This window comes from Bradyrhizobium sp. T-1, assembly GCF_053592855.1.
The window spans coordinates 7,097,858-7,122,511 of record NZ_CM132115.1 but is presented as its reverse complement, the minus strand read 5'-3'; the positions used below and the strand labels follow the sequence as shown (position 1 = coordinate 7,122,511).

Annotated in this window: 22 protein-coding genes; 8 read left to right on the top strand and 14 right to left on the bottom strand. The window is 65.0% G+C overall.

All coding sequences use genetic code 11. The features are described 5' to 3' along the window. Positions 1-14: 14 nt before the first annotated feature. Together ACWAT4_RS33970 and ACWAT4_RS33965 are read right to left on the bottom strand one after the other, a co-directional pair. On the bottom strand, positions 15-827 hold the full coding sequence (locus ACWAT4_RS33970; protein WP_449729144.1) for an MBL fold metallo-hydrolase: 813 nt from the start codon (positions 825-827) through the stop codon (positions 15-17). Continuing rightward, positions 824-1,234, bottom strand: a complete 411-nt coding sequence (locus tag ACWAT4_RS33965; RefSeq protein ID WP_449729143.1) for a Crp/Fnr family transcriptional regulator — start codon at positions 1,232-1,234, stop codon at positions 824-826. Before ACWAT4_RS33965 ends, ACWAT4_RS33970 begins: the two co-directional genes overlap by 4 nt. 242 nt (positions 1,235-1,476) lie before the next feature. Between ACWAT4_RS33965 and ACWAT4_RS33960 the strand changes: the two genes are divergently transcribed. The 3 genes from ACWAT4_RS33960 to ACWAT4_RS33950 all read left to right on the top strand — a co-directional run bounded on the left by ACWAT4_RS33960 (position 1,477) and on the right by ACWAT4_RS33950 (position 4,340). Then, entirely contained in the window at positions 1,477-2,472 is a 996-nt protein-coding gene (locus ACWAT4_RS33960; protein WP_212300300.1) for a hypothetical protein, read from the top strand. 95 nt (positions 2,473-2,567) lie between these two features. Beyond that, positions 2,568-4,148 carry a hypothetical protein gene (locus tag ACWAT4_RS33955; RefSeq protein ID WP_449729142.1) on the top strand — a complete coding sequence of 527 codons (1,581 nt, stop codon included), beginning with the start codon at positions 2,568-2,570 and terminating at the stop codon, positions 4,146-4,148. Between the two features lie 27 nt (positions 4,149-4,175). Continuing rightward, complete coding sequence (locus tag ACWAT4_RS33950) at positions 4,176-4,340, top strand: hypothetical protein (RefSeq protein ID WP_449729141.1); 165 nt, start codon at positions 4,176-4,178, stop codon at positions 4,338-4,340. Between the two features lie 106 nt (positions 4,341-4,446). Here the strand turns inward: ACWAT4_RS33950 and ACWAT4_RS33945 are convergent, their stop codons facing one another. The 3 genes from ACWAT4_RS33945 to putA form a co-directional block, all read right to left on the bottom strand. After that, positions 4,447-5,094 (bottom strand): glutathione S-transferase family protein, encoded by a 648-nt coding sequence (locus ACWAT4_RS33945; protein WP_449729140.1) that lies wholly within the window; start codon positions 5,092-5,094, stop codon positions 4,447-4,449. A 299-nt stretch (positions 5,095-5,393) separates the two neighbouring features. Further along, positions 5,394-6,599 carry a CaiB/BaiF CoA transferase family protein gene (locus ACWAT4_RS33940; protein WP_449729139.1) on the bottom strand — a complete coding sequence of 402 codons (1,206 nt, stop codon included), beginning with the start codon at positions 6,597-6,599 and terminating at the stop codon, positions 5,394-5,396. 115 nt (positions 6,600-6,714) lie between these two features. Further along, complete coding sequence (putA, locus tag ACWAT4_RS33935; RefSeq protein WP_449729138.1) at positions 6,715-9,714, bottom strand: bifunctional proline dehydrogenase/L-glutamate gamma-semialdehyde dehydrogenase PutA; 3,000 nt, start codon at positions 9,712-9,714, stop codon at positions 6,715-6,717. A 114-nt stretch (positions 9,715-9,828) separates the two neighbouring features. Between putA and ACWAT4_RS33930 the strand changes: the two genes are divergently transcribed. After that, on the top strand, positions 9,829-10,290 hold the full coding sequence (locus ACWAT4_RS33930; RefSeq protein ID WP_025032087.1) for an Lrp/AsnC ligand binding domain-containing protein: 462 nt from the start codon (positions 9,829-9,831) through the stop codon (positions 10,288-10,290). A 169-nt stretch (positions 10,291-10,459) separates the two neighbouring features. On the opposite strand, the gene ACWAT4_RS33925 is transcribed toward ACWAT4_RS33930, so the two are convergent. The 4 genes from ACWAT4_RS33925 to ACWAT4_RS33910 form a co-directional block, all read right to left on the bottom strand. Continuing rightward, complete coding sequence (locus ACWAT4_RS33925; protein WP_008134691.1) at positions 10,460-10,660, bottom strand: cold-shock protein; 201 nt, start codon at positions 10,658-10,660, stop codon at positions 10,460-10,462. Between the two features lie 197 nt (positions 10,661-10,857). Then, entirely contained in the window at positions 10,858-11,166 is a 309-nt protein-coding gene (gene sorB, locus ACWAT4_RS33920; RefSeq protein ID WP_212300069.1) for a SorB family sulfite dehydrogenase c-type cytochrome subunit, read from the bottom strand. Positions 11,167-11,178: 12 nt separating this feature from the next. Continuing rightward, the gene (gene sorA / locus ACWAT4_RS33915) at positions 11,179-12,378 is read right to left on the bottom strand and encodes a SorA family sulfite dehydrogenase catalytic subunit (RefSeq protein ID WP_449729137.1); all 1,200 of its coding nucleotides are present in this window, start codon (positions 12,376-12,378) and stop codon (positions 11,179-11,181) included. A 277-nt stretch (positions 12,379-12,655) separates the two neighbouring features. Beyond that, the gene (locus ACWAT4_RS33910; protein WP_212300067.1) at positions 12,656-14,392 is read right to left on the bottom strand and encodes an adenylate/guanylate cyclase domain-containing protein; all 1,737 of its coding nucleotides are present in this window, start codon (positions 14,390-14,392) and stop codon (positions 12,656-12,658) included. A 438-nt stretch (positions 14,393-14,830) separates the two neighbouring features. Here ACWAT4_RS33910 and ACWAT4_RS33905 point away from each other — a divergent pair, with 438 nt between their 5' ends. After that, positions 14,831-16,441 carry a glycosyltransferase family 39 protein gene (locus ACWAT4_RS33905; protein ID WP_449731301.1) on the top strand — a complete coding sequence of 537 codons (1,611 nt, stop codon included), beginning with the start codon at positions 14,831-14,833 and terminating at the stop codon, positions 16,439-16,441. Here ACWAT4_RS33905 and ACWAT4_RS33900 read toward each other — a convergent pair. Together ACWAT4_RS33900 and ACWAT4_RS33895 are read right to left on the bottom strand one after the other, a co-directional pair. Next, entirely contained in the window at positions 16,350-17,378 is a 1,029-nt protein-coding gene (locus ACWAT4_RS33900) for a YcjF family protein (RefSeq protein WP_212428411.1), read from the bottom strand. The two genes, ACWAT4_RS33905 and ACWAT4_RS33900, sit on opposite strands and share 92 nt — an antisense overlap. Further along, complete coding sequence (locus ACWAT4_RS33895) at positions 17,375-18,844, bottom strand: YcjX family GTP-binding protein (RefSeq protein ID WP_449729136.1); 1,470 nt, start codon at positions 18,842-18,844, stop codon at positions 17,375-17,377. Before ACWAT4_RS33895 ends, ACWAT4_RS33900 begins: the two co-directional genes overlap by 4 nt. Positions 18,845-19,025: 181 nt before the next feature. Here ACWAT4_RS33895 and trhA point away from each other — a divergent pair, with 181 nt between their 5' ends. Beyond that, positions 19,026-19,721 (top strand): PAQR family membrane homeostasis protein TrhA, encoded by a 696-nt coding sequence (gene trhA, locus ACWAT4_RS33890; protein WP_212300064.1) that lies wholly within the window; start codon positions 19,026-19,028, stop codon positions 19,719-19,721. A 57-nt stretch (positions 19,722-19,778) separates the two neighbouring features. Then, positions 19,779-20,573: an SDR family oxidoreductase gene (locus tag ACWAT4_RS33885; RefSeq protein ID WP_212300063.1), complete on the top strand. Its 795-nt coding sequence runs from the start codon at positions 19,779-19,781 to the stop codon at positions 20,571-20,573. A gap of 76 nt (positions 20,574-20,649) precedes the next feature. On the opposite strand, the gene ACWAT4_RS33880 is transcribed toward ACWAT4_RS33885, so the two are convergent. After that, complete coding sequence (locus ACWAT4_RS33880) at positions 20,650-21,108, bottom strand: MarR family winged helix-turn-helix transcriptional regulator (protein WP_449729135.1); 459 nt, start codon at positions 21,106-21,108, stop codon at positions 20,650-20,652. Between the two features lie 77 nt (positions 21,109-21,185). Here ACWAT4_RS33880 and ACWAT4_RS33875 point away from each other — a divergent pair, with 77 nt between their 5' ends. Beyond that, positions 21,186-21,962, top strand: a complete 777-nt coding sequence (locus ACWAT4_RS33875; RefSeq protein WP_212300061.1) for an SDR family NAD(P)-dependent oxidoreductase — start codon at positions 21,186-21,188, stop codon at positions 21,960-21,962. 77 nt (positions 21,963-22,039) lie between these two features. On the opposite strand, the gene mdlC is transcribed toward ACWAT4_RS33875, so the two are convergent. Further along, a complete protein-coding gene (mdlC, locus tag ACWAT4_RS33870) occupies positions 22,040-23,662 on the bottom strand; it encodes a benzoylformate decarboxylase (RefSeq protein ID WP_449729134.1) in 1,623 nt (540 codons plus the stop codon). 133 nt (positions 23,663-23,795) lie between these two features. After that, a complete protein-coding gene (locus ACWAT4_RS33865; protein WP_449729133.1) occupies positions 23,796-24,647 on the bottom strand; it encodes an HTD2 family dehydratase in 852 nt (283 codons plus the stop codon). Between the last annotated feature and the right edge of the window lie 7 nt (positions 24,648-24,654).

The window sequence follows — 24,654 nt, the reverse complement described above, 5'->3', positions numbered from 1 at the left end:
GGACGACACTGTGCTCAATCATCCAGCTTGTTCAGATCCCGCACCGACTGCATGATCGGCTCGAAATTCGAGCGTGCATCAAGTGCGTCGAACAATTGCGCGGTATCTTCCAGCAATCCGTGCGATCTCGCGATCGCGATGCGCACGTCCTCCTGCGGCGTGTCCGACAGCCGTCCGTGCCCTGACAGCAGGATCTTCGCGTTCAATCCTTTCAGCCGCTCCAGCGACTGGATGTAGTCAGAAATGCTCCCCGAACCGAACACGCCGCCCATCACGCCTCCGGGCATCAACGTGTCGGCGGCGAACAGCAGGCCCTTGTCCTGCTCGAACAGCGTGATGCAGGCCGAGGTATGGCCCGGTGTGTACATCACGTTGAGGCGGAAATTGCCGAGGTCGATCAGATTGCCTTCCTCTAGCCAGATGTCGATGTTGATCGGCACATTCGGCTCGTTGAACATCTTGCGCAACATCGAGAAGTCGTCGCGCAGCATGATCTTGTTGGCGGCAAGCCGATGGGCGGCGACGTAGGTTCGGAGCTCGTTGAAGTGCCAGGCCGCGCCGATATGGTCGAGATGTTCGTGGCTCAGTACCACCATGTCGATCTTCTCGGGCGGACATCCGGCGAAGTTCAGGCATTCCACCATCGCCGGATAGTTCGAGGACAGGCCGACATCGATCAGGATGGTGCGGGCCGAGCCGCGCACCAGATAGGCGTTGGCGGCGCGATTGGAGAAGCGGATCTGAAAGACGTCATCCGCGGCCTGGATCAGCGAGCAGATGTCGTTCTTCATCAGGATCGGGAAGGCCGTCGGCTTTCGCTCGCTCATGATTGCGCTGCCCGGTAGGTGACGGCGTTGGAGGCGCGCAGGCGTTTCGAAAGTGCGTCCATCACCATCAGCGCGAATGCCGGCTGTTGGCTGACGAGATAGACGAAGCGCGCGTGGTTGATCCGCATTACCCTTGTGTTCGGCGCCGAGGCGATCGCGGTGGCCGAGCGGGCCGAGCCGTCGATCACGGCCATCTCGCCGAAGAACTCGCCCTTGCCGAGCTTGATGATGCTGGTCTTGCGCGCGCCGTCGAGTTTGGCGATCTCGACCTCGCCGTCGAGCACGACGAACAGCTCGCGGCCGGTCGAGCCCTCCTCGAAGATGACGTCATCGACAGCAAACGCGTTGATGCATTTCTCGATCGTCATGATACCCCCAAGCGCCTTCTGGCTGACGGGACGGGCCATGTTAGCCGCGGAACAGTGACGGGCAAACAACCCCTTCGGCTAAGGCGTGCGGCCTACCGCAGAGCAGCATCGGTTGACGATTTGTTGCACGCGGCCACGCCGGTTCCACTTTCCCGACCCAATTCGGCCTCGGACGAGTTCCTAAAATTTCGGTAAGCGGGTCCCGAGGTAAGGAATTCGCAAGCAATGAAAGTTACCAAAAAGTCAACCTAGACTGGAGTATTTGAGCCGTGAGCGAATCCCTGCCCGAACTGGCTGGCCAACAGACTGGTGACCAGGCTGATGCCGTCGACACCGCCGCAACTGCGCCGCAGGTCGTCGAGGCTGCCGCCGGCATCGAGGCCCCCTCGATCGCCCCCGACCATGAGGCGCCGCCCAAGGCGGACGCGCCGCAGGCCGAGCCGCCCCGGATCGTAGTGCCGAAGTTCGAGACCAAGGCGGAAACCAAAGCCGAGCTCAAACCGGAGCCGAAGCCCGGCAAGCTCATCGTCATGGCGCCCGCGGAGCGGTCCTGGGAGCGCGAAGAGTTCGCCCCGCATGTGAAGGCCGATGAGGTGCGTGACACCGGGGGCAAGCGCCGCCTGTCGGCGATGGCCGCGGTGGTGGCGATCGCGGTCTGCGTCGGTGCCATCAGCGGCGCACTTGCGACCGTCGGCATGATGCATTTCGCTGGCCCTGCGCCGGCGCAAGTCGCCGATACCAGCGCACTGGACGCCTCGGTCGCGCGGATCGATGCCGACATCGTCGCGCTCAAGGCCAATGTCGAGCACACCTCGAAGACCGGCCTCAGCCAGTTCAACCGGGCCAACGACCGCCTCGACAAGCTCGAGAAGGCGCAGGCCGAGCCGATGGCCAAGCTCGCCAAGCTGTCCGAGACCGTCGACAAGCTCCGCGCCACGCCGCCGGCAACTCCCGCGCAGGCCGCTGCCGCGGCGCCCGCGGCTGCCAAGGAAACAACCGGAACGATCGCGCCGGCCCCGACCCAGGTCGCCACCGCCGCTGCCGCGCCGGCTCCCGTGCCCGCTGCCCCGAAGACCGAGGTCGGGCGTCTGCCGACGATCGAAGGCTGGAGGCTCCGAGATGTCGCCAATGGTGGCGCGCTGATTGAGGGCCGGGGCGGGCTGTACGAGGTCTATGCCGGCGATCCCATCCCCGGCATCGGCCGTGTCGACGCGATCCGCCGCCAGGACGGCCGCTGGGTGGTCGTGACCGCAAAGGGCCTGATCGTGGCGCGCTAGGCGCCCGATATCCGACTTGTCACGAAAGGCGCTTCACCTCCGCGTGAAGCGCCTTTTTACTTGAATAGGCTGTCGGCCGCGGTGTTAGTGGAGGCATGAGCCGCCCGCTGCGAATTCTCCTGGCCGCCCAAATCTTTCTGGCTGCCGTTCTGCTGTTCGGCGGCGTCACGTCGCTCTCGGCAGCAGAGAACGCGCCGCTCGCGCGCGGCACCGCGATCACCGATCCCGATCTCCTGCGCAAGCTCGACCAGAGCGATGCTCTGTCGATTTCCCGCCTGTTGCAGCCCGAGCGCAACGGGAATGTTCCGCTGACGAGCGATCAGCTGTTCGCATCACTGCCGCAGCTCAAGGACATTCCGCCGGCGATCGATGCGGAGTTCGATCGCTACATCGCGCAGCACAAGCAGGCTTCGCCAAGCGAGACCATCGGCGTTGGCGACGGTTTCGACGTGCAGCTGTTCGATCGGGCCAATCTGAAAGCCGCCAACACGCGCTTCGTGCTGGCCGGTATCGTCAACCGCATGGACCGCGCCTATGTGTCGGAAGAGTCCTGCGGCGAGATCCGGTTGATCTATCGTCTGGCGCGGTTCGAAACCAGACCGGATGGCGGCAGCAGCGCGACGCGTCTGCCGATGACGTTCAACCTCGTGATGAAGGCGCGCGATGCGCGCCAGGTCGATGCGAACGGCAAGCCCATCACCTGCGCCGAGGTCGCGAGGCGCTGGCTCGACAATGGCGACTGGCAAGGGCTGATCGGCAGTCGCACTGCGCCTTACGATGCGATGATCGACCGTATCGAAACCAACATCCAGATCTCGATCTCGCCGAAGTCGGCCTTGCACGATTTTCGCTCCGACTACCTGCTCAAGGTGTTCAAATACGACCCCGGCTCGAAGATTTTCGTGGATTCGACGCTGGAGAACCAGATCGACCGCGATCGCATCCTGGCCGATGACGCACTCCGGCGCGACTTCAAGGACTGGCTGCTCACGCCTGCGAATCTTCGCGAGTTCGATCGCGGCACCGTGCTGATCCCGGAGAAATATCTCGCCAAGGCTGCGGTGGCGCCGACCCCTGCGGGCTTCGACGCCTCGGCGCTGCAGCCGGAATTCGGGATGATGCAGGGGGAGGCAAAAGGCGAGGGCAAGGGGGAGGACAAGAACGATCCCATCTTCACCGATGACGACGTCGTCGGTGCGCTGAAGCAGGCGGCCGCGCACGGCATCAGCATGGAGAACATCCGCTCGGTCGCGGGCTTCCAGCGCCGCCTCAATGATGTCACCTGCTCGGGCTGCCATCAGACGCGCGGCATCGGCGGCTTCCATTTTCCGGGCGTCGACTGGCTCGCGGAGAATGCGTCGAATTCTACCATCGTGCCGGCCTCGCCGCATTTCTTCGGCGACCAGCTTCGACGCCGTGACATCCTGACCGCCTTTGCCGCCGGCAAGCGCCCTGATTTCTCACGCGGATTTGCCAGCCGGCCGCAGACCCGCGGCAGCCTCGAGCTCGCCGGCACCGAATATCAGGACGGCTGGGGCGCGCATTGTTCCCTGCAAAATGCGGGATCTGGAGCGACCGACAAGAGTTTTACGTCATGGACCTGTGCTAAGGGTCTCACCTGTCAGGCTGCGGCGGCCTCGAGCCGCATTGGCATGTGCTTCATCAAGACGCGTTAGGTCGACCCCAACCGGTTCGGATGGCCCATGACGGATACCAGCGACGCCGACAAGGAGCGCAATCGCGAGATCGCGCGCAATGAGGAAGTCAAACAGGTCACCGGCAGCGTCCGCGTCAGCACCTGGGCGGTCGCGGTTGCCGTCATCATCTGCGGCATCCTGTTCACGCTCGGCTGGCTGGCGCTGAAGTAGTCCTGTTCTTTCGTTCCCGGGCATCCATGTCCTCGTATCCGCGCTCAAATCGTGGATGGCCGGGACAAGCCCGGCCATGACGCGGAGGGTTTAGCGCCTCGCACACTCACTTCGCGTAATTCGTCATCCGTTTTCCTGGAAGCAACTCGTACGCCGGCTTCCAGCCGGGCAGCGCCGCCATGCGGCCGAGCCAGGCGTGGATGGCGGAATGGCTTTCCCTAAAATCAAAGCCGTGCTCGTCGCTCGGATAGTGCAGATACGCCATCATCGAGATGTCGGCGACGGTCGGCTTGCTGCCGATCGCGAAGGCATTGTGCTGGAGATGTCCGTCGAGAATGCCGAGGAAGTCGTCGAGCCGACGGCGAAAGTGCTTTAGCACCTGCGGATCGTTCTTCTGGGTGAAGGCCCGCATGAAGCGATAGGTCGCCATGTAGCCGGTGAGCTTGTGATTGTCCCAGAATAGCCAGCGCAGCAGCTCGAACTTTTCGTTCTCCGTCGCGGCGCCGAAACGGCCATATTGCTCGGCGAGCTTGAGCAGGAGAGGCGCGGTCTGCGTCATCTTCACGCCGTCGACCTCGAGCACGGGAATCTCGCCCATCTCGTTCACGCTCCGGCGCCATTCCGCCGTGCGCGTGACGCCGCCGCCGAAATCGGTCCAGACCGGCTCGAACCTCTCGCCGCAAAGCGTCAGCATCAGCGCCAGCTTGTAGCTGTTGCCGGATTCGGGGAAGTAGTGCAGGCGATAACTGGGCATGAGACCTCGCGGCATCGGTGTTCTGCCGCTCTTTATATCGTGCTAGTGCCACGCCGTCCTTGCGAGCGCGGCGAGGCAATCCAGCAATGCATCCACGGTGGGTTTCTGGATTGCTTCGCTGCACTCGCAATGACGGGAGTTTGAGGCACGCGATCTCCCCATCGCCGTCCCGGCGAAGGGCGGGACCTACAACCACAAATCTTGGTTTGACGAGGATTGTAACGACCGTTTTGCGCAACAACTACTGCTGCGGCGTATGGGTCCCGGCCTTCGCCGGGACGACACGGCAGCGCCCGACCTTAACCGACCGCTCCCGTCGCCCGCAGTTGCTTGATCGCGGCCTCGTCGTATCCCGCGCCACGCAATATCTCGTCACTGTGCTCGCCGACGCCGGGCGGCTTGCGCGGTTGCACCTTCTTGGTGCCGTCGATCCAGATCGGTGAGTTGATGGTGAGCATGGTATCGTTCTCGAACGGGACCAGCACCTCGTTGTCGAGCATCTGCTTGTCGTTCGGAATGTCGTCCAAGATGCCGACGATGCCGAACACCAGCCCGCTGCCGTCGAGGATCCTGCGCCATTCGGCGAGGTCCCTGGTGGCAAAGGTCTCGTCAAAGATCTTGATCAGCTCGATCGAGCGGGCGTGACGGTCGGGCTTGGTGGCGAAGCGCGGATCGGCGATGAGGTCTTCACGGCCGAGGCATTTGGTGAGCGTCGGCCATTGCCGCTCCTCGTTGAGCAGCGACAGGATCAGCCAGCGGCCGTCCCTGCACTGATAGTGATTGGCCACTGCGTTGAGCGCGCGCTCACGCGGCCGCCGCTCGCTGAATTTGGCGCCGCAGAGCTTTGCCTGCGCCAGCACGCTCGCCGCCCACACCCCGTTCGCCATCAAATTGGAGGCGACATGCGAGCCCTTGCCGGTCTTCTCGCGCTGATACAGCGCAGTGACGATCGCGCTGTACAGCGCCATCGCGCAGGGATGGTCGCCCATGCCGGCGACCGAGCGGGCCGGCGTGGTGTCGATGTCGGCGCGGACGAGGTCCATCAGGCCGGACCGCGCCCAATAGGCGTTGCTGTCGAAGCCGGGCTTGTTGGCTTCCTCGCCCTTTTCGCCATAGCCGGTGAAGGAGGCGTAGATCAGCCGGTCGTTGAGATGGGCGAGATGGTCATAGCTGATGCCGAGCCTGCCGCGCACCGGCGGCGGCATGTTGGTGATGAAGACGTCGGCCTCTTCGACCAGCTTGTAGAGCACGGCCTGCGCCTCGGGCTTGGACAGGTCGAGCGCGAGGCTCTTCTTGTTGCGGGCCTCGAGCAGCCAGGCGAAATTGTGTTCGCCGGTGGGATAGCCGGGCAGGTTCGGCAGATTGCGGTACGGGTCGCCGGCGCCGGGCGGCTCGATCTTGATGACGTCGGCGCCGAAATCGGACAGCACGGTCGCAGCCGCTGGCGCCGCGATGAAGCTCGCGCAGTCCAGTACCTTGAGGCCTGCAAATATGCCTTTTTCCATCGCGGCGTTGCTCCCTCGCTCTTGTTGTTTCCCGCGCGCTGGAATTGGCGCGGGCAGGTCTGGGAGCCATTAGACCGATGTCTTGCCCGGATGCAACGGCGCCCAGCGCAAGGCCTTACTCCTCTCCCGCAAGCAACGCGGCGTTGCCGCCGGCTGCCGCGGTGTTGATGGTCACGGTCTGCTCGGTGGCGAAGCGCGCGAGGTAGTGCGGGCCGCCGGCCTTGGGACCGGTTCCGGACAGGCCGTTGCCGCCGAACGGCTGCACCCCGACCACGGCGCCGATCATATTGCGGTTGACGTAGATGTTGCCGACCTGGACCCGGTCGATGATCGCCTCGACCGTGTCGTCGATGCGGGAGTGGATTCCGAGCGTGAGGCCATAGCCGGTCCGCTCGATGGCTTGCAGCACGCGCTCGAGCGTCTCGGCCCGGTAGCGCACCACATGCAGGATCGGCCCAAATACCTCCTCGGTGAGCAGGCCGGCATCCCTGAGCTCGAAGATGTGGGGCGCGACGAAGCAGCCCTCTGGAGCTGTGCCTGCGAAGTGCAGTCGCGCCTCGCTCTTCATCCGCGCGATGTGGGCGTCGAGCCGCTGCTTGGCCTCGACGTCGATCACGGGGCCGACATGCGTCGCGACATCAGCGGGATCGCCGATCTTCAGTTCGCGCGCCGCGCCCGCGATCATCTCGATCATGCGGTCGGCAACGTCTTCCTGCACGAACAACAGCCGCAGTGCCGAGCAGCGCTGGCCCGCGGAACGGAACGCTGAGGTGACGACGTCGTCGGCGACCTGTTCGGGGAGCGCGGTCGCATCCGCGATCATAGCGTTGATGCCGCCGGTCTCGGCGATCAGCGGCACGATCGCTCCGTCCTTGGCGGCAAGCGTCCGGTTGATGTGACGCGCGACCTCGGTCGAGCCGGTGAAGACGACACCCGCGATGTCAGGGTGCGCGGTCAGCGCCGCGCCGATGAGGCCGTCGCCGGTGACGAGATGCAGCGCGCTTGTAGGGATGCCGGCCTCGTGCAGCAGGGCGACAGCGTCGCGCGCGATGCGCGGCGTCTGCTCGGCTGGCTTGGCAACGACGCTGTTGCCGGCCATCAGCGCCGCGGTGACCTGGCCGAGGAAAATCGCCAGCGGAAAATTCCATGGCGAGATCGCGACAAAGGCGCCGCGGCCGCGCATGGCGAGCGCGTTGCTTTCGCCGGTCGGGCCCGGCATGGCGGTCTCGTGGACAAACAGCCTTCGGCCCTGCGCCGCATAATAGCGGCAGAAATCGACGGCTTCGCGCAGTTCGGAGAGCGCGTCGTCGAGCGTCTTGCCGCCTTCGCGCTGAAGGGCCGCGATGAAATGCGCGCTGCGGCTCTCCAGGAGATGTGCCGCCTGCTCCAGTGCGGCCGCGCGAGACGCTGCCGGCGTCCGGCTCCAGGCCGCAAAGCCGGCGCGGGCTGCAATGATCGCCGCACCGGCCTGCTCGAGCGTCGCGTCCGTGATCGGCTGGAGGTTGGGCGTCGCGGACTTGACGTCGGCCAGCAGCCGGTCGAGCGCGGCACGCTCGCCGAACTCGATGCCGCCTGAATTGTGCCGCTCCGGCGCAAAGAGATCACCCGGCAGCGGGATCTTGGCGTGATGGGCGTGATCGGGACGGACGACGAGATCGACGGGACGCCTCAACAGCGCCGGGACGGGGACGCGATAATCGGCCGCCTGCGCCACGAAGGACGAGTTGGCGCCGTTCTCGAGCAGCCGCCGCACCAGATAGGCGAGCAGGTCGCGATGGCTGCCAACCGGCGCGTAGGTGCGGTAGGCAATATCGGGGTGATCCTTGGCGAGCTGCTCGTAGAGCGCTTCGCCCATGCCGTGCAGGCGCTGGAATTCGAATCCGCCGCTGTCGCCCGCGAGCTCCAGCACGGTCGCGACGGTGAGGGCATTGTGGGTCGCAAATTGCGGGAAGATGCGCGGCCGCAATGCGAGCAGCTTCGAGGCGCAGGCGACGTAGTTCAGATCCGTCATCGCCTTGCGAGAAAACACCGGATAGCCGTCGAGCCCGCGCTCCTGCGCACGCTTGATCTCGGTGTCCCAATAGGCACCCTTGACCAAGCGTACCATCAGCTTGCGGTCATGTGCGCGCGCCAGCTCGTGAATGTAGTCGATTACCGCGCTCGCGCGCTTCTGATAGGCCTGAATGGCCAAACCAAAGCCGTCCCAGCCCGCAAGCGAAGGATCGGCGAGCGTTGCCGCGATCACGTCGAGCGACAGCTCCAGCCGGTCGGCTTCCTCGGCATCGACGGTGAAGTTGAGATCGTGGGCCTTGGCGCGCTGCGCCAGATTCAGCAGTTGCGGCACCAGTTCGTGCATCACGCGCGCGCGGCTGATCGCCTCGAAGCGCGGGTGCAACGCCGAGAGCTTGACGGAGATGCCGGGACGGCCGGGCAGGGGATGGTTGCCCGCCGCCTTGCCGATCGTCTCAATCGCGCTGGCATAGGCGTCGAAATAGCGCTTGGCGTCGGCCGCCGTGCGTGCGCCCTCGCCGAGCATGTCAAAGGAGTAGCGCGGTGTCTCACCCGAGCGCGGCCTGCCGCGCTCCAGCGCCTGCTCGATGGTCTCGCCCAGCACGAAATGATTGCCCATCAGCCGCATCGCCTGGCGCGTGGCGGTGCGGACCGCAGGCGCGCCCAGCCGCTTCACGAGCCGGCCGATGGTGCCGTCGGGTGTCTCGCCGGGCTGGATCACCCGCGCCGACAGGCCGAGCGCCCAGGCCGAGGCGTTGACCAGGAACGCGGTGGATTTGGTCTCGTGATGGATGAAATCGCCCTCGCCGAGCTTGTCCTCGATGAACTGGTCGGCGGTGCGCGCGTCCGGCACGCGCAGCAGCGCCTCCGCCAGCACCATCAGCGCCAGCCCTTCCTTGGTCGAGAGCGCGAATTCTCGCAGCATGTCCTCCACGCCGCCGAGCCGGTCGTCGCGCTTGCGGATCGCCTCGATCAGCCGGGTTGCAGTGCGGTCGATCCGTGCTTCCTGCGGCGGAGTTAGGTGTGCCGATGGAAAGAGGCGCGCAGCGATGTCGGCATCGTCGGGCGCGTAGGGGGCTGAGAAGGGCGGTGGGATGTTCGGCATGGCATGTCCTGTGGCTGAAAATCAGGATAAAGCCCGCATGACCGTAGTTCGATAGACAAGATAGCCATTTTGCCTTAGAAAATGAAGATCATAACCATTATAGCCGCATGAAATATGGAACTCGACCGAACTGACCGGAAAATCCTCTCGATCCTCCAGGAGGATGGACGAATCGCCAATGTCGAGCTCGCAGAGCGCATCGGCCTGTCGCCGACCTCGATCGGCGAGCGGCTGAAGCGGCTGCAACGCGAAGGGTTTGTCGAGGGCTATGGCGCGCGGCTCAATCCGCACCGGCTTGGCCTCGGTCTGCTGGTGTTCGTCGAGGTTCTGCTCGACAAGACCACGCCGGATAATTTCGAGCGCTTTGCGCGCGCAGTGAAGCTCGCGCCCGAAGTGCTCGAGTGTCACATGGTTGCAGGAGGCTTCGACTATCTGGTGAAGGCGCGGCTGGCGGACATGACCGCCTATCGGCGCTTCCTCGGCGAGACCTTGCTGTCGATGCCGGGTGTGCGCGAGACGCGCACCTATGCGGTGATGGAGGAGATCAAGCGCGACGCACCGTTGCCGGTGGGCTGACCAAATGCGGTCGCGATTGTCATTGCTGCGGCGTTGATTGACGATCTTTTCAGGCAAATAGCCTTCCATGCGCAATCGCAACGCCTGTCGTCGAATGCACTGATCGTCTTCTAAATTTTTTTGGCCTCACTCCCGGAGCAAGTCCGGGAGGCAGCAAAGGCTGACGGGCTTATACTTTGAGGTTCTCTGCGGACGTCTTGCCCCGGTTTGCGATCTCTTCATATTCAACCGTCTGTCCCTCGTTGAGCGAGGACAGGCCGGCTTTCTGCACCGCCGAGATATGCACGAACACATCCTTGCCGCCCGACGCAGGCTGGATAAATCCATAACCCTTGGTCGGGTTGAACCACTTGACCGTACCTTTAGCCATCACGACTTCTCCGCGGGTCTTCCTCCGAGATCTCGAACCGCCAGTCCCCGCCAACCGGCCGGTTCGGTCCTAACAGGATACGCGGAATGTGGCGGGCTTGGTAGATCAAACCACATCCGCATTTTACCGAAATTCGCTCAACTTCGCGGCGTTTTTGCCGGTTTTGCCCGTTTCGCGGTCAATTGGCCGGCGCGCCGTCAATAAGTCGCGGCCAGGTAGTCGACGATCTTGCCGACGTCGGCGTCGTTGATCGGCGCGCCATAGACCTTGATCATCTTGGTCACCTCGGCCTGCCAGAACCCCTTCTTGTCCTTCATTGGCGGCTGCGTGGCGATATAATCGGACGAGTGGCAGGCGGTGCAATTGCCCTGGACCGCCTCGAAATTGGGCCCAGGCTTGAAGGCTGCGACCTCATCCGGCGTCTTGTAATCGACCGGCGCGGCAAGGGCCGACCCCACCATTGCGGCGACAGCAAGCGTGGTGGCAAGGAGAACGGTGCGCTGCATGATCATTCTCCCTCAGGCCACGCTGACGCGGACGGTTTCGACGACGTTGCGCAAATAACCCGCCGGGTTCCAGCGCGGCGTCTCCGGCTGCGTCTCGCCGGAATTGCTGGTGGCACGCACCTTGAGCTCGAGCTGACCTGCCGCAAGCTTCACCGGCAGCTTCCATTCGCGGAACGAGTAGTTGCCGAGATCCTTGCCGAGCTTGGCGGAGGCCCAGGTCTTGCCGCCATCGGTGGAAACCGACACGTCCTTGATGCCCTTGCCGCCGTCGAAGGCGATGCCGCGCAGCGTCGTGCGGCCGGCCTTCAGTTTTGCACCATCATTCACGCTGGTGATGAAGGAGCGGATGGTGAAGCGGTTGATCGGGATCGTCGCCTTCGGCGCTGTGCCGGGCTCGACCGAATTGTCCGGCGTATCCGGAATGCGATAGGCCGACTTCATCCAGAAGCCGTCATAGACGCTGTCGACGACGGTGATCTCGTTGAGGTGCTTCACCCAGTAGGTGCCGTAATAGCCGGGCACGACCAGGCGCAGCGGGAAGCCGTTGAGGAACGGCAAATCCTCACCGTTCATGCCATAGGCCAGCATTACTTCGCCGTCGGTGGCGTGAGCGAGGTCGAGCGCCTTGGCGAAGTCGGGCGTCTTGTCGCTCACCGGCCCATCCATGCCGCCGAATACGACCTGCTTGGCACCGGCCTGTACGCCCGCCATGTCGAGCACGGTTTTCAGCGGCACGCCGCGCCAGCGCGCATTCCCCATCGCGCCATTGGCGAGCTGACCGCCGGCGACGCGCGGCTCGAAGAAGCCACGGCTGTTGCCGGAACACTGCGTGACGGCGACGATCTCGGTCGCCTTCATCTTCCTGATGTCCTTCAGGGACAGCTTCAGCTGCTTGTCGACCTTGCCCTTGACCTCGAGCGTGAACTTGTCGGGATCGAGGTTGTAGGGGAGATCGGCGAGGTGATAGCGCACGAAGAAGGCGTTGTTCGGCGTGATCGGACCGTCGTTGAAGATTGCAAACGGCGTCTCCAGCTGCGGCGGCCGGCTGGTGAGCCCGATCATCGGCCGCTTCTGCGGATATTTCACCAGCGGCCGTTCGCCGTTGCCGAAGGGCAGCGTAACGGTGTCGAGTGCTAGCGCCTTGGTGGAATTCAGTGTGGCCGCAAGCGCGGCAAAGCCCGCTCCTTTGAGCAGGTCGCGTCGATCGAACATGTGGTCTCCTCCCGGAGCTTTTCGTTGGCGCGCGGCCATCACCGCGACACCTGCGCCATCTGTCTCAACCATTTGGATGAAGTCAATTCGTGCTTTCGCAGCAACCCCATGCCGTTGCGCTGCAACAGGCCGGTGTTGCGTGAGATGATTCTTTCTTCACCTCTCCCGCTTGCGGGAGAGGCCGGGAGGGGGCTTTCACCTCTGGGGGATTGTCCCATCGAGGAGACACCCTCTCCCGCAAGCGGGAGAGGGAGCGCACCTTGCGCGTGGCTGCTGCTTACGCCGCGACGCGCTCGCCGCCGGCGATGAGAGCAGACAATGTCCTCGTGTCGGTCACGACGCGCACCACCATCGGCTCGTCGCGGCCGCGGATCGCGACCTCCTGCTTCGGCAGGGCATCCTCATGAAGGCCGGCGGTGCGGCGGACCTCCTCGGAAACGATGGCCTCGCAGGCCAGCGTCTTGGTCATGTCCTGGAGGCGGGCTGCGACATTCACGGCATCGCCGAGCGCGGTGAAGACGATGTGATCGCGATAGCCGATGTCGCCGATGATGACCTCGCCGCCATGGACGCCGATGCCGAAGCGAATCGGCTGGCGCAGGTCGTGGCTCAGGAGCTCGTTGAGCTCGTCCACATGGGTCGCAATGCCGGCCACTGCCTTCAGCGCCTGCCGGCAGGCGGTTTGCGGATCGGTGGTGAGGCCAAACAGTGCCAGCATGCCGTCGCCGACGAACTGGTTCGGCTGGCCGCCATTCTCGATCACGGCCTGCGACACCGCGCCAAGGAATCGATTGACGATGAAGACGGTGTCGAACGGCAGCCGCTTCTCGGCGAGTTGTGTCGAGCCGCGCATGTCCACGAACAGGCTGACGAGATAGCGCTCCTGGCCGATTCTGGCCGGCGAGGACCCTTGTGCATTTGCCGACAGCATTTGCGGCATGAACAGCTGGAAGAAGGAGAGGTCGCAGTCCGGCCGCAGCTGGCAGGCGAGGCGGATCGAGGGATCTGCGGTGCCGACGCGGGCCAGCACGAAGGCCTCGCGCTGCGACGGCTCGGGCAAGGTGCCGTGGTCCCCGATGATGCGGATGCGGCAGGTCGAGCAGCGGGCGCGGCCGCCACAGACGCTGGCATGCGGCACGTTGTGGCGCAGGCTCGCTTCCAGCACGGAGAGGCCCTTGGGCACGCGCACCGTCTTGCCGTTGCCATAGGACAGCGCGATCATGCCGCCGCGCCGCTCGCGCCAGCCGCGCACGCCGCGCGCGAACAGCGCCAGCCCTAGCAGTCCGATATAGCTGATGGTCAAACCGCCCGTGATGCGGTCAAGCGTATTGGCCTGTGCGAACGTGCCGACCTCGCGCTGCGTGTAATTGTGCGGTCGCCACTCGCCGTCCTCGCTATCGGCGGCGACACTGCGGCCACCCTGGTAGATGCCGAGCAGCGCCAGCGTCGGGATCAGGACCGCGGCGGCCAGCAGGTACGGCGCCGCGCGGACGAAGAACGGTTTCAGCCGGAGCCAGAAATAGATGCCGATGCAGCCATGCACCCAGGCGACGATCAGCAGGATCGTCATGGTCCAGAGCCGGCCCGGCGCCACGACGAAGAACAGATAGAGCTCCTGCGGATAGAGTTTTTCGTGCCCGTAAAGCACCTGCCCTAGCCGAATGCCGATCACATGCGCCATCACCAGCGCCGGGATGCTCAGTCCCAGCACCAGCTGAAGCGGCTCGATCGTGCGCCAGCGGAACTGGCGCCGCTGGTACAGCGCATACACACCGAGCCCCATATGGGTGAGGGCGGCGGTGTAGAACACGATCGCCACCGGGAGGAACTGCCAGAACGAGGTGTGGTAGTAGACCCCGATCTGCATCGCATCGACCGAGATATTGCCGAGCGCGTGATTGAGGAAATGGCTGACCACGTAAGAGAACATGATGACGCCGCAGACCAGCCGCACCTGCCGCGCGCTGGTCGAGCGGATGAGTTCGGGCAATCGTGAAAGAGCGGTCGTGGCCATGATTCGGTTGTATCAGTTCACTGAGGAGAACAGCCAGCGGAGAGTTAAATTCCGCGGGCGAGAGGCCAGATGGATCACATAACCGACAAGGTTACGTAACGGTAAGTATCGTAGGACGGGCAAAGCGACGCGTGCCCACCATAGCGTCCAGCCCTCCGCTGTCATTCCGGACAAGCGCGCCTTAGCGCGCGCAGATCCGGGATCCATAACCATAGGGAGCGGTTTGGCGAAGACTCGGAGTGACCGGTTCGTGTCCACACGCCTGCCTGTGCTGGGTCCCGGGTCGCGCTTCGCTTGCCCGGGACGACGGTGCCGACATTGACTCCCCCTCCCAAGTCGGGGAAAAGCGCGGCCGTGACGATCGCTCCCGACATCACCGTGAAGCCCAACAGTGCCTCGCGCCGGCCGCTTGTCGTGGCCGGGCTGGTGATCGCCGCAATGACGGGGCTGCGCATCGTCTATGCCTGTGCGATCGAGCTGCGCACCGACGAGGCCTATTACTGGACCTGGTCGAAGGAGGGAGCATTGAGCTTCCTCGATCATCCGCCGGGCATCGCCTGGCTCATCCGTTTCGGCACCGCGATTTTCGGCGACACCGTGCTCGGCGTCCGTTTCGGCGGCATCGTCGCGATGCTGGTGACGCAGCTTCTGCTCGCCGACATTGTTCGCCGCCTCACGCATGATGTGCGCGCGATGGTGGTGGCGGTGCTGATGCCGGAGGCCGCGCTCTATTACGGCCTGTTGATGGCCAAGGTCGCGCCCGACGTCGCCATGATCCCGTTTGCAATGGCGATGATGTGGTCGCTGGTGCGGCTTGCACAGAGCGGCGATGGCCGCTGGTGGCTCGCGGCCGGCCTGTTCGCGGGCCTGTCGCTGCTGTCGAAATTCACCGCGATCATGTTCGCGCCTGCGGTTGCCGCCTTTTTGCTGGTGCCGGATTGGCGTTGGCGCTGGCTGCGCAGTCCTTATCCTTATGTCGCTGTGCTGATCGCGATCGCCGTGTTCTCGCCGGTGCTGATCTGGAACGCGCAGCACGATTGGGCCTCCTTCCGTTTCCAGGGCGTGCGCGCCACCGCCAATTACGGCATCTCACTGCGGACCGTCGGCGACTTCATCGGTCTGCAATTCGGCCTCGTCGGTTTCGTCCTGCTGCCGGTGGTGCTGCTGGGGCTGGTCGTGACGGCGTGGCGCGGCTACCGCAGGCGCGAACCGGTGGCGATCCTGCTGTCGACGGCGGTGCTGGTGCCGTTCTTCTATTTCTTCTTCAAATCATTGGCGCTCCGGGTCGGCGACACTTGGCCGATGTTCATGTGGCCGGTCGGCTTTGCTGCCGCCGCAGTGAACCTCGTGATGATATCTCGGGACGGCTGGTCGGCGCGGATGATCCGCTCGAGCACCTTCTGGGTGAACACGGCGCTGATCTCCGGCATCGCCTTCGTCGTGATCGTCTTCCTCTACTACGTCGCTGCGCCCTGGAATTTCCTCGGTAAGATGGATCCGATCGGCGCCGAGGCTGGCTACGAGCAGGTCGTCGCGCGCACACAGGCTGCGCTGGATGAGACCGGCGCGACCTGGATCGCGACCACGGATTACCGCACCTACGCCATGATGCGCTGGCTGTTCCGCGGCCGCGTCCCCGTGGTCGAGATCAATGAGCGCGGCCGCTTCCAGGATTTCCGCGATCCCGGCATGGACCGGATCAAGGGGCAGGCGGGAATCTATGTCGGCCGTCAGCCCGACGATCGCTCGTCTCTGTGGGATTCGATCCCTGCGACGCGCGCGCCATTGGGACAAGTCGGACGCCGCTGGCGCGGCGTCCTGATCGATACCTACACGATCGACAAACTCACCGGATGGACCCCGGAGCTTTCGCCGCAAAAGGACTCGCCGCTGTTCCAGTGGCGGGTGCTGGCCCTCTTCTCCATCTCCCCGCAAGCGGGGAGAGGCGAAGGGAACCCTACTCCTCGTCCTCTTTCCTCCGCAGCAGATCAGTCGCGAGATCCGACAGCTTCGGCGGCGGCAGGGCGGCGAACGGCAGTGGCCGCGTGACGTCGATCGCCGCTAAGCCAAGCCGCGCCGTCAACAGCCCGTTGAGCATGCCTTCGCCCAACCGCTGCGACAGCTTTGCCGCAATCCCGTGCCCGAGCATCTGTTGCACCAGACTGTCGCTCGCGGCGAGGCCACCGGTGATGGCAAGATGGGCGATGACGTGGCGGAGCAGGCGGATCATGCCGAGGGCGCCGGGCCGGCCACCATAGAGCCGGGCGAGCTGGCGGATCAGGCGCAGCGAGGCCACGAACACGAACAGCACGTCGAACAGCGCGCGGGGCGACACCGCCGTGACGATCGAGACCCGCTGCGCGGCCGACGACACCAGCCGCCGCGCTTCCGCATCCAGCGGTGACATCAATTCGCGCTCGGCAAGGCGGATCATGTCGGCGCCGTCGATGATCTCGCCGGCGTGGCTTTCCAGCGCGGCGCGGGCGCGCGCGAGCTGCGGGTTCTGGTGCGCGATGGCGACCAGATCCTGCACGATGGCGCGGCTCTCCTTGCGATCGTCGCTGGCCAGCACCTCGGCGGCACGCCGATGCAGCTTCTCGATCGTGGCAAGGCGTGCGAGGCCGAACGCCTCGCGCCCGATCACCACCGCGAGCGCAAGCGTGGTGACGAGGGCAAGCGCAAGCCCGACGAAGCCGAGGCTCTCGCTGCGCGCGAACAGGTCTTCGATCAGGCGGACCACGCCGAGCCCGGTGCCGAGCAGCGTCAGGCCGGCGACGCCGGACCAGAACAGTGCGCCCCACGGAAACCCTCGCCGTGCCGGAAGCGCGGCTTCAATCGGTACCGGCAACGTCGCCGGATCTGGCTCCGGCGTGATCTGAATGGTGGTGCGGCCGAGCCGGCTGGTCTCGTCGGCGTCGCTGACGACGACACCGGGATCGTCGAGCCGGAATGTCGCCGGCCGCCGTGGCTTCGATCGGTCGTTCATGCGAGCTTGTCTCCGATCAGGAACTGCAAGGCGCGGTCGAGGCGGATGTGAGGCAGCGCCGGCTCGTTCGTCCCTTCGCGTTCGAGCTTGGGCGGACGGAAACGCAGGAAGCGGAAGTCGCTCTTCTCTGCGGCTTGTGTCGACAATCCGCGGAACGCATCCCTGCCGTTGAACAGCGGTTCGGGATCGAGCGGCAGGTCGCCGGGAAACGTCGCGACCTCCGTATTGCCGTCAAAGAACTCGCCGTTGGCGCTTTCGCCCGCGGCCGGCGTGCCCAGGATCGATGGCAATTTGTCGCGGCCATGCGCGACCTGTGCCTCGCGCGTGGCGCGGACGGCGGCGAGCGCGACGACGTCGATCTCCGCACCGGTATCTTCCGCGCGCGTCATGGCACGGGTGACCGCGCGGCGCAGCACGGCCTCGAGCCGGTCGTGGCTGGAATGATGCAGATGGTCGGCTTTCGTCGCCGCGAACAGAATGCGATCGATACGCGGCCTGAACAGGCTAGAAAGGAGTGTGCTGCGGCCGATGCGGAAGCAATCGAGAATGCCGGCGAGCGCGGCTTCGAGATCGTGCAGCGCTTCGGGGCCCGAATTGAACGCGGAGAGCGCATCGGCCAGCACGATCTGGCGATCGAGCCGGGCAAAATGATCCCGAAAGAACGGCCGCACCACGACGTCCTTGTAGGCCTCAAAGCGGCGCACCATCATCGCCCACAGCGATCCTTCGGGTGCCTGCGCGCCTATGGGCGCGTCGAGCGGGGCGAAGGTCAGTGCCGGTGTGTCGGCGAGACTGCCGGGCATCAGGAAGCGGCCGGGCGGCAGGAGGCTCATGGCAAACCGTTCGTCACGGCAGGCGCGCAAATAGCTGGTGAACAGCCTTGCGGCTGTCAGCGTTGCTTGCTCGTCCTCGCGTGCCTCGGGCTTGAGCGTGGCGAGATGCGCGTGCCAGTCCGCGGCCAGATGCGCGCGCGGCGTTTCGCGCGATAGCGCCAGGCTCTCGGCCGACCATTGCTCAAAACTCTTCTGGAGCAGCGGCAGGTCGAGCAGCCATTCACCGGGATAGTCGACGATGTCGAGCGTGAGGGTGCGGTCGGCACCGTTCGGGCGCTGATAGTCGATGACGAGGCGCAGCTCGCTGATGTCGACCGTCGAGCTCGGCCAGTGCCGCTCCTCGATCAGCGCGCGCAGATGGCTTTCATAGGAGAAGCGCGGCACGGCATCGTCCGGCTGCGGCGCCAGATGCGCTCGCGCGATCCGGCCGGAGGCATAGGCCTCGAACACCGGAAACCGGCCGCCGCGTGTCAGACCGTGGATCAGCGCGGTGATGAATACGGTCTTACCGGCCCGCGACAGGCCGGTGACGCCAAGCCGCACGGTCGGATTGAAGAAGTGCTCGCCATAGTCGATCAGCGCCCGTGCCGAAAGCCGCGCCTCCTCGACGATATCCTGAAAGCTGAATGCCATATGAACGTGATTGATCTCGGGGCGGGCGGAACGGTGAAGCCGTTCACAAAAGTGGCAATTGCGTGAGGAAAATCAAGCTTCATACTTCCACCGCCTTTTCCGGCAAATCAGCCGATTGAACGACGCGCCGGTCCCGAAAGACCCATACAAGAGGGCATTGCCTCAGCCTTTGCGGATTGCCATGACCGTCTTCCAACTGAAACAGCTCGCCTCCAATTCCGTTCATGCCGCGGCCGATGTGGTCGGCTGGCACTATGATCGCGCCGAGCTGATCGCCGATGGGATCATCCATGCGGTCGGCGTGCTCGCCGGCATCGTCGCCGCGACCGTGCTGGTGGTGCTGACGGCGATCTATGCTGATACGACCAATGTCGTCGGCGTCTCGATCTACGTCGCCGGGCTGCTGTCGATGCTGGTGCTGTCGGCGACCTACAATCTCTGGCCGGTCTCGCCCGCCAAATGGCTGTTGCGCCGCTTCGACCATTCCGCGATCTACCTGCTGATCGCCGCGACCTACACGCCGTTCATCCTGGAGGTGAGGGACAGCGTGTTCGCGATGGTGCTCCTCGCCGGCGTCTGGTGCGTGGCGATCCTCGGCATCGTGTTGAAACTTTGCTGCCCCGGCCGGTTTGATCGCGTCTCGGTCGGCATCTACCTCGCGATGGGCTGGAGCGGCGTGATGCTCTACGATGCCGTGGTCAGGGCGCTGCCGGCGCTGGTGCTAGGCTTCATCCTTGCGGGCGGCTTGCTCTACAGCTTTGGCGTGATCTTTCACGCCTGGCGGCGGCTGCGCTTCCAGAATGCGATCTGGCACGGCTTTGTCTTGGCCGGCGCGGCATGCCATTATACCGCGGTGCTCGACCTCGTGTTGAGCTGAGCGGGTTCCGCGCAGCGGCATAAGCTGCGCGCGGCATAAGACAAGAGGAGACGTCGCATGCAGGTGACCGGCAAGGTCGTGGTCGTCACGGGCGGCGCAAACGGCATCGGCAAGGCGCTGTGCGAGGCCTTTCACAAGGCGGGAGCCGCCAAGGTCGTGGTCGCGGACATGGACGCCGCCAACGCAAGGGCGGTCGCGGCGACGGTGGACGGCGCGGCCTTCAAATGCGACGTCGCGCAGGAAAAAGAAATTTCGCACGTTGTCGAGGAGACCGAGCGGCAGTTTGGGCCGATCGGTCTGTTCTGCTCCAATGCCGGCATCGGTGGCGGCTTCGACCCGATGTCGGTGAATGCCGGCGGCGCCTCCGACGAGCCCTGGCAGCGCAGCTGGGCGATCCACGTCATGGCGCATGTCTACGCGGCGCGGCATCTCGTTCCCCGCATGAAGGCGCGCGGCGGCGGCTATTTCCTCAACACCATCTCGGCCGCAGGCCTGCTGTCGCAGGTCGGCAGCCCCGCTTATTCCACCACCAAGCATGCGGCGGTGGGCTTTGCCGAAAATCTCGCGATCTCGCACAAGGTTGACAACATCAAGGTCTCGATCCTCTGCCCGCAGGGCGTCGACACCAATATGCTGCGCTCGATCCCCAAGGGTCCGCAATCGGGCGATGGTGATCTCACGCCCGAGCAGGTCGCGAAGGACGTGCTCGCCGGCCTCGAGCAGGAGAGCTTCCTGATCCTGCCGCACCCCCAGGTGCTCGGCTATATGCGCAAGAAGACCGAGAATTACGACCGCTGGATTGGCGGCATGGCCAAGATCCAGGCCAAGATGCGGGAGGAGTTCGGGAAGTAGGGGAGGGTGTCTTTGACGCACCGCTTGCGCCAAACGCTTGCCGTCGCCTCGGCCTTCGCCGGGACGACGCTGGTGGCTACGCGGTCTCCACCCCATCCTCCACCCGGCTCTGCCTGAGCGCCCGCGCATAAAGCATCATCCCCTCGCGCACCGTCTGCTGCTCTGCCTCGGTCAGCGTCGCAAGCGCGCCGCGCACCTGCTGCCGGCCGAATGCGTGCAGCGCTTCCAGCGTGCGCCGGCCCTTCGCCGTCAGCGACAGCAGCTTGCTGCGGGCATCAAGCTCATCCGGCGTTTCCCTGAGCTCGCCGCAATCGATCAGCTTGCGCACCAGGCGGCTGACGCTGGATTTCTCCAGCCGCAAGAAATTGCCGAGCTCGCCTGACGTCAGCGGGCCGCGGATGCCGATCTCCAGAATCGTATGCACGGCCGACGGCGGATAGTCCGATGCAGCCACCGTCGAATCCATGAAGCCAAGCTCGCGAACCATCAGCCGCGAGGCGGCGCGGATGTCGTCGACCAGCGCACGTTCGGTCACATCTTGACTCCCGGCATATAGTTGTATCATACAACTATATGCGCGCAACGGCGCACGCAAGCGTTTTGGAGTCGGCCATGAGCGGAGCTTTGCCAACCGGGATGCGGATGAGAGGCAAGGTCTGCCTCGTCACGGGCGGCGGCAGCGGTATCGGCCGCGCGACTGCGCTGCGGATGGCGGCCGAGGGCGCCGAGGCGGTGATTGTTGCGGGCCGCCGCGAGGCCGAGATCGAAACCGCCGCGGCTGCCTGCCGCGAGATCGGTGCGACCGCGATCGCGGTCAAGACCGACATTACGCACGAGGACGACGTCGAACGTCTGGTGCGCGCCGCCGTCGAGCGTTGCGGCCGGCTCGACGTCGCCTTCAACAACGCCGGCTTCCAGGAGCGCCGCGCACCGCTGGAACAGCAGGGCACCGACATCTACGACAGCGTGTTCGACACCAATGTCCGTGCGCTGTTTTTGTGCCTCCGCCATCAATTGCCGGCAATGCTGGCGCAGGGACGCGGCAGCATCGTGGTCAACGCCTCCGTCAGCGGCGTGCGCAATCCCAATCCCGGTTTCTCGCTGTATTCGGCTTCGAAGGCCGCCGCGATCTCGCTGACGCGCTCGGTGGCGATGGAGAATGCTCCGCGCGGTATCCGCATCAACGCCATCGCGCCGGGCCGCGTCGTCACCGATATGATGCTGAGCGCCGGCGTCGGCGATGTCGCAACCGTGGGCGCCGGCCTGCCGCTGCGGCGCATGGGCACGCCGGAGGAGGTGGCGGAAGCCGTCGTTTGGCTATCGTCGGATGCGTCGTCGTATGTGGTTGGCCACGTGCTGGCGGCGGACGGGGGATTTCTGGCGGCGTGATTTGGCGCCGCTCATGTCAAGCACTCGCTGTCGTCCCGGCCTTCGCCAGGACGACGATGTGGATTGGCGTAGCGCCGCTAATGCTTCTGCCCGTACAGCACCGGCACCGCCGAATCCACGACGACCTCCACCAGGCTCGTCCCCTTGAACGTCATCCCGCGCTTCAGCGCCTCGCCCAGGTCCGCCGCCTTGCTCACCCGCACCGCATGACATCCCATGCCTTCGGCCAGCCGCACGAAATCGATCCCCGGAAGCTCCAGCCCCGGCACGTTGCGCACCTGCATCACCTGGCTGAACGAGCGCATCGCGCCGTAGCCGGAATTGTTGATGACGACGATGGTCAGCGGCAGCTTGCGCTGTGCGGCGGTCCATAGTGCCTGGATCGAATACATCGCCGAGCCGTCGCCGATCAGGCAAACGGTGCGGCTGTTCGGCTTGCCGAGCGCCATGCCGACGGCAGCCGGTAGCGAGTAGCCGAGGCCGCCGCTCGCCATGGTGTAGAAACTGTCTTGGCCGCGCATCGGCAGGAATTTTTGCATCGCCGGCCGGTGCGAGGGCACTTCCTCGACCAGCGAGGAGCCATCCGGCATCGCCTGCGACAGCGAATGCAGCAGGAATTCGACCGGCAGTGGATCGGCCGCTTGCGGTGCGGGGGGCAGCGTGCGGCCCTTTGGCGCGGCGCGCCTGCTCTCCGGGAGCATGTCGAGCAGCAGGCTCAACGCGGGCTTCATGGTCGCGATGATGCTGGTGCCGACCGGCGTCACCGCGGCGGCATCCGCATCGTCGGTGATCTGGAAGATCGTCGCGCCGCCGTCAAAGATCGCGGCATGGCCTTCGACATGGAAAGTGAACACGGGTGCGCCGATGACGACGATGAGGTCGTGCTCACGCAGCGCGTCGGAGAGCTGTGCCGGCGAGGCATGCAGGAACCCTGCGAATTGCGGATGCCGCTCGGGGAACGAGCAGCGCGCCGAGAACGGGCTGACCCAGACACTCGCCTTGGCCTTTTCGGCCACGCGCACCATCAGGTCCACAGCGCCGGCGCGATCAATTCCGGGGCCGACGACGAGGGCAGGGTGCTTTGCCGAGCCGAGGGCGGCAACCAGCGCCTTCATCGCGTCAGGCTCGGGGCCGATCTCGCGGCTGACCTTGCGCGCCTCGACCGGCGCGCAGGCATGAGCCCAGTCGTCGATCGGAATCGACACGAAGGTCGGCCCGCACGGCGGCTGCATCGCGGTGTAATAGGCCCGCGCGATTGCCGCCGGCACATCCTCAGGGCGGGCCGGCTCGACGCTGTACTTCACGTAGGGCCGCGGAAACTCCGACGCGCGCTCGGCATAAAGGAATGCCTGCAGCGGCAGGATCGAGCGCGCCTGCTGGCCCGCGGTGATCACCAGCGGGGTCTGGTTGCGATGTGCGGTGTAGATGTTGCCGAGCGCGTTGCCGACGCCGGCCGCCGAATGCAGATTGACGAAGCCGGCATTGCGCGTCGCCTGCGCATAACCGTCGGCCATGCCGACGGCGGAGGCTTCCTGCAGCGCCAGCACGTAGTCGATGTCGCCGGGCCAGTCGCTCAGGAACGGAAGCTCGGTCGAGCCGGGATTGCCGAATACCCTGTCGATGCCGAAGGCGCGCAGCAGGTCGAGCGTCGCCTGCTTGACGGTGACGGACTTGCTGCCGGTCTTGCCGTTCTTGGCCATTGGTTTCCGTCCCCTGGGTGCTTGTTATTGGGTCGTCATTCCGGGGCGCGAAGCGAACCCGGAATCTCGAGATTCTCTGGTGCGCAATTGCGCACCAGAGTTCGGTCCTGCGGACCGCGCCGGAATGACGAGATTACCACACCGCCGTCCCCTTCATCGTCGGCTGTCCTTCCGCATTCGCGGTCCACAGCTCTATGCCATCAGCGGTCTCATTGGCGTTGATGGAAAACTCGCTGCCCTCGAACAGCGGCTGCACGCCGCGATAGATGAACTTCTTCGGCGCCTTGCCGTCGCGCAGTTTGGCCGCCATCTCGATGATGAGCGCCGCCTGCAGCGGGCCGTGGAAGATCAGGCCCGGATAACCCTCGACCTTGGTGACGTAATCGCGGTCGTAATGGATGCGGTGGCCGTTGAAGGTCAGCGCGGAGTAGCGAAACAGCAGCACGGAATCTGAGACATGGGTTTCGCGGTGCTGGGCCTTCGGCGGCGGAGGCGGGGCCTTGCCGCCAGCCGGCGCGCTGCTCGTCATCTCGCGGTAGACGATGTCCTGCCGCTCGCGGACGGCAACACCGCGCGGCGAGGAGATGCTGTGCTCGACCGAGACGAAGCACAGCGGGCCGGTCGAGCCCGTCTTCACCTGTACATCGGCAATGCGCGACGTCCGCGTCGATTCATCACCGACGCGCAAAGGCTGCAAAAACTCGATCTCGCCGCCGGCCCACATCCGGCGCGGCAGCGGCACCGGCGGCAGAAAGCCGCCGCGGGTGGGGTGGCCGTCGGGCCCAAGCATCGACATCGAAAACACCGGCTGCGCCAGGCACCAATGCACCGTGAACGGCGCAGCGTCCCCCGCCCGGGGCGTGCCGACCTCCTGGAACAGCGTCGCGCGCAGGCCCTTGACGAGCTGTGCGGTGACGATGTCGGTCGCCTCTTCGCTGCGGCCGATCCATTGCCGCAGATGATCGATGTCGAGCTTTCCGGTCATGGCGCCT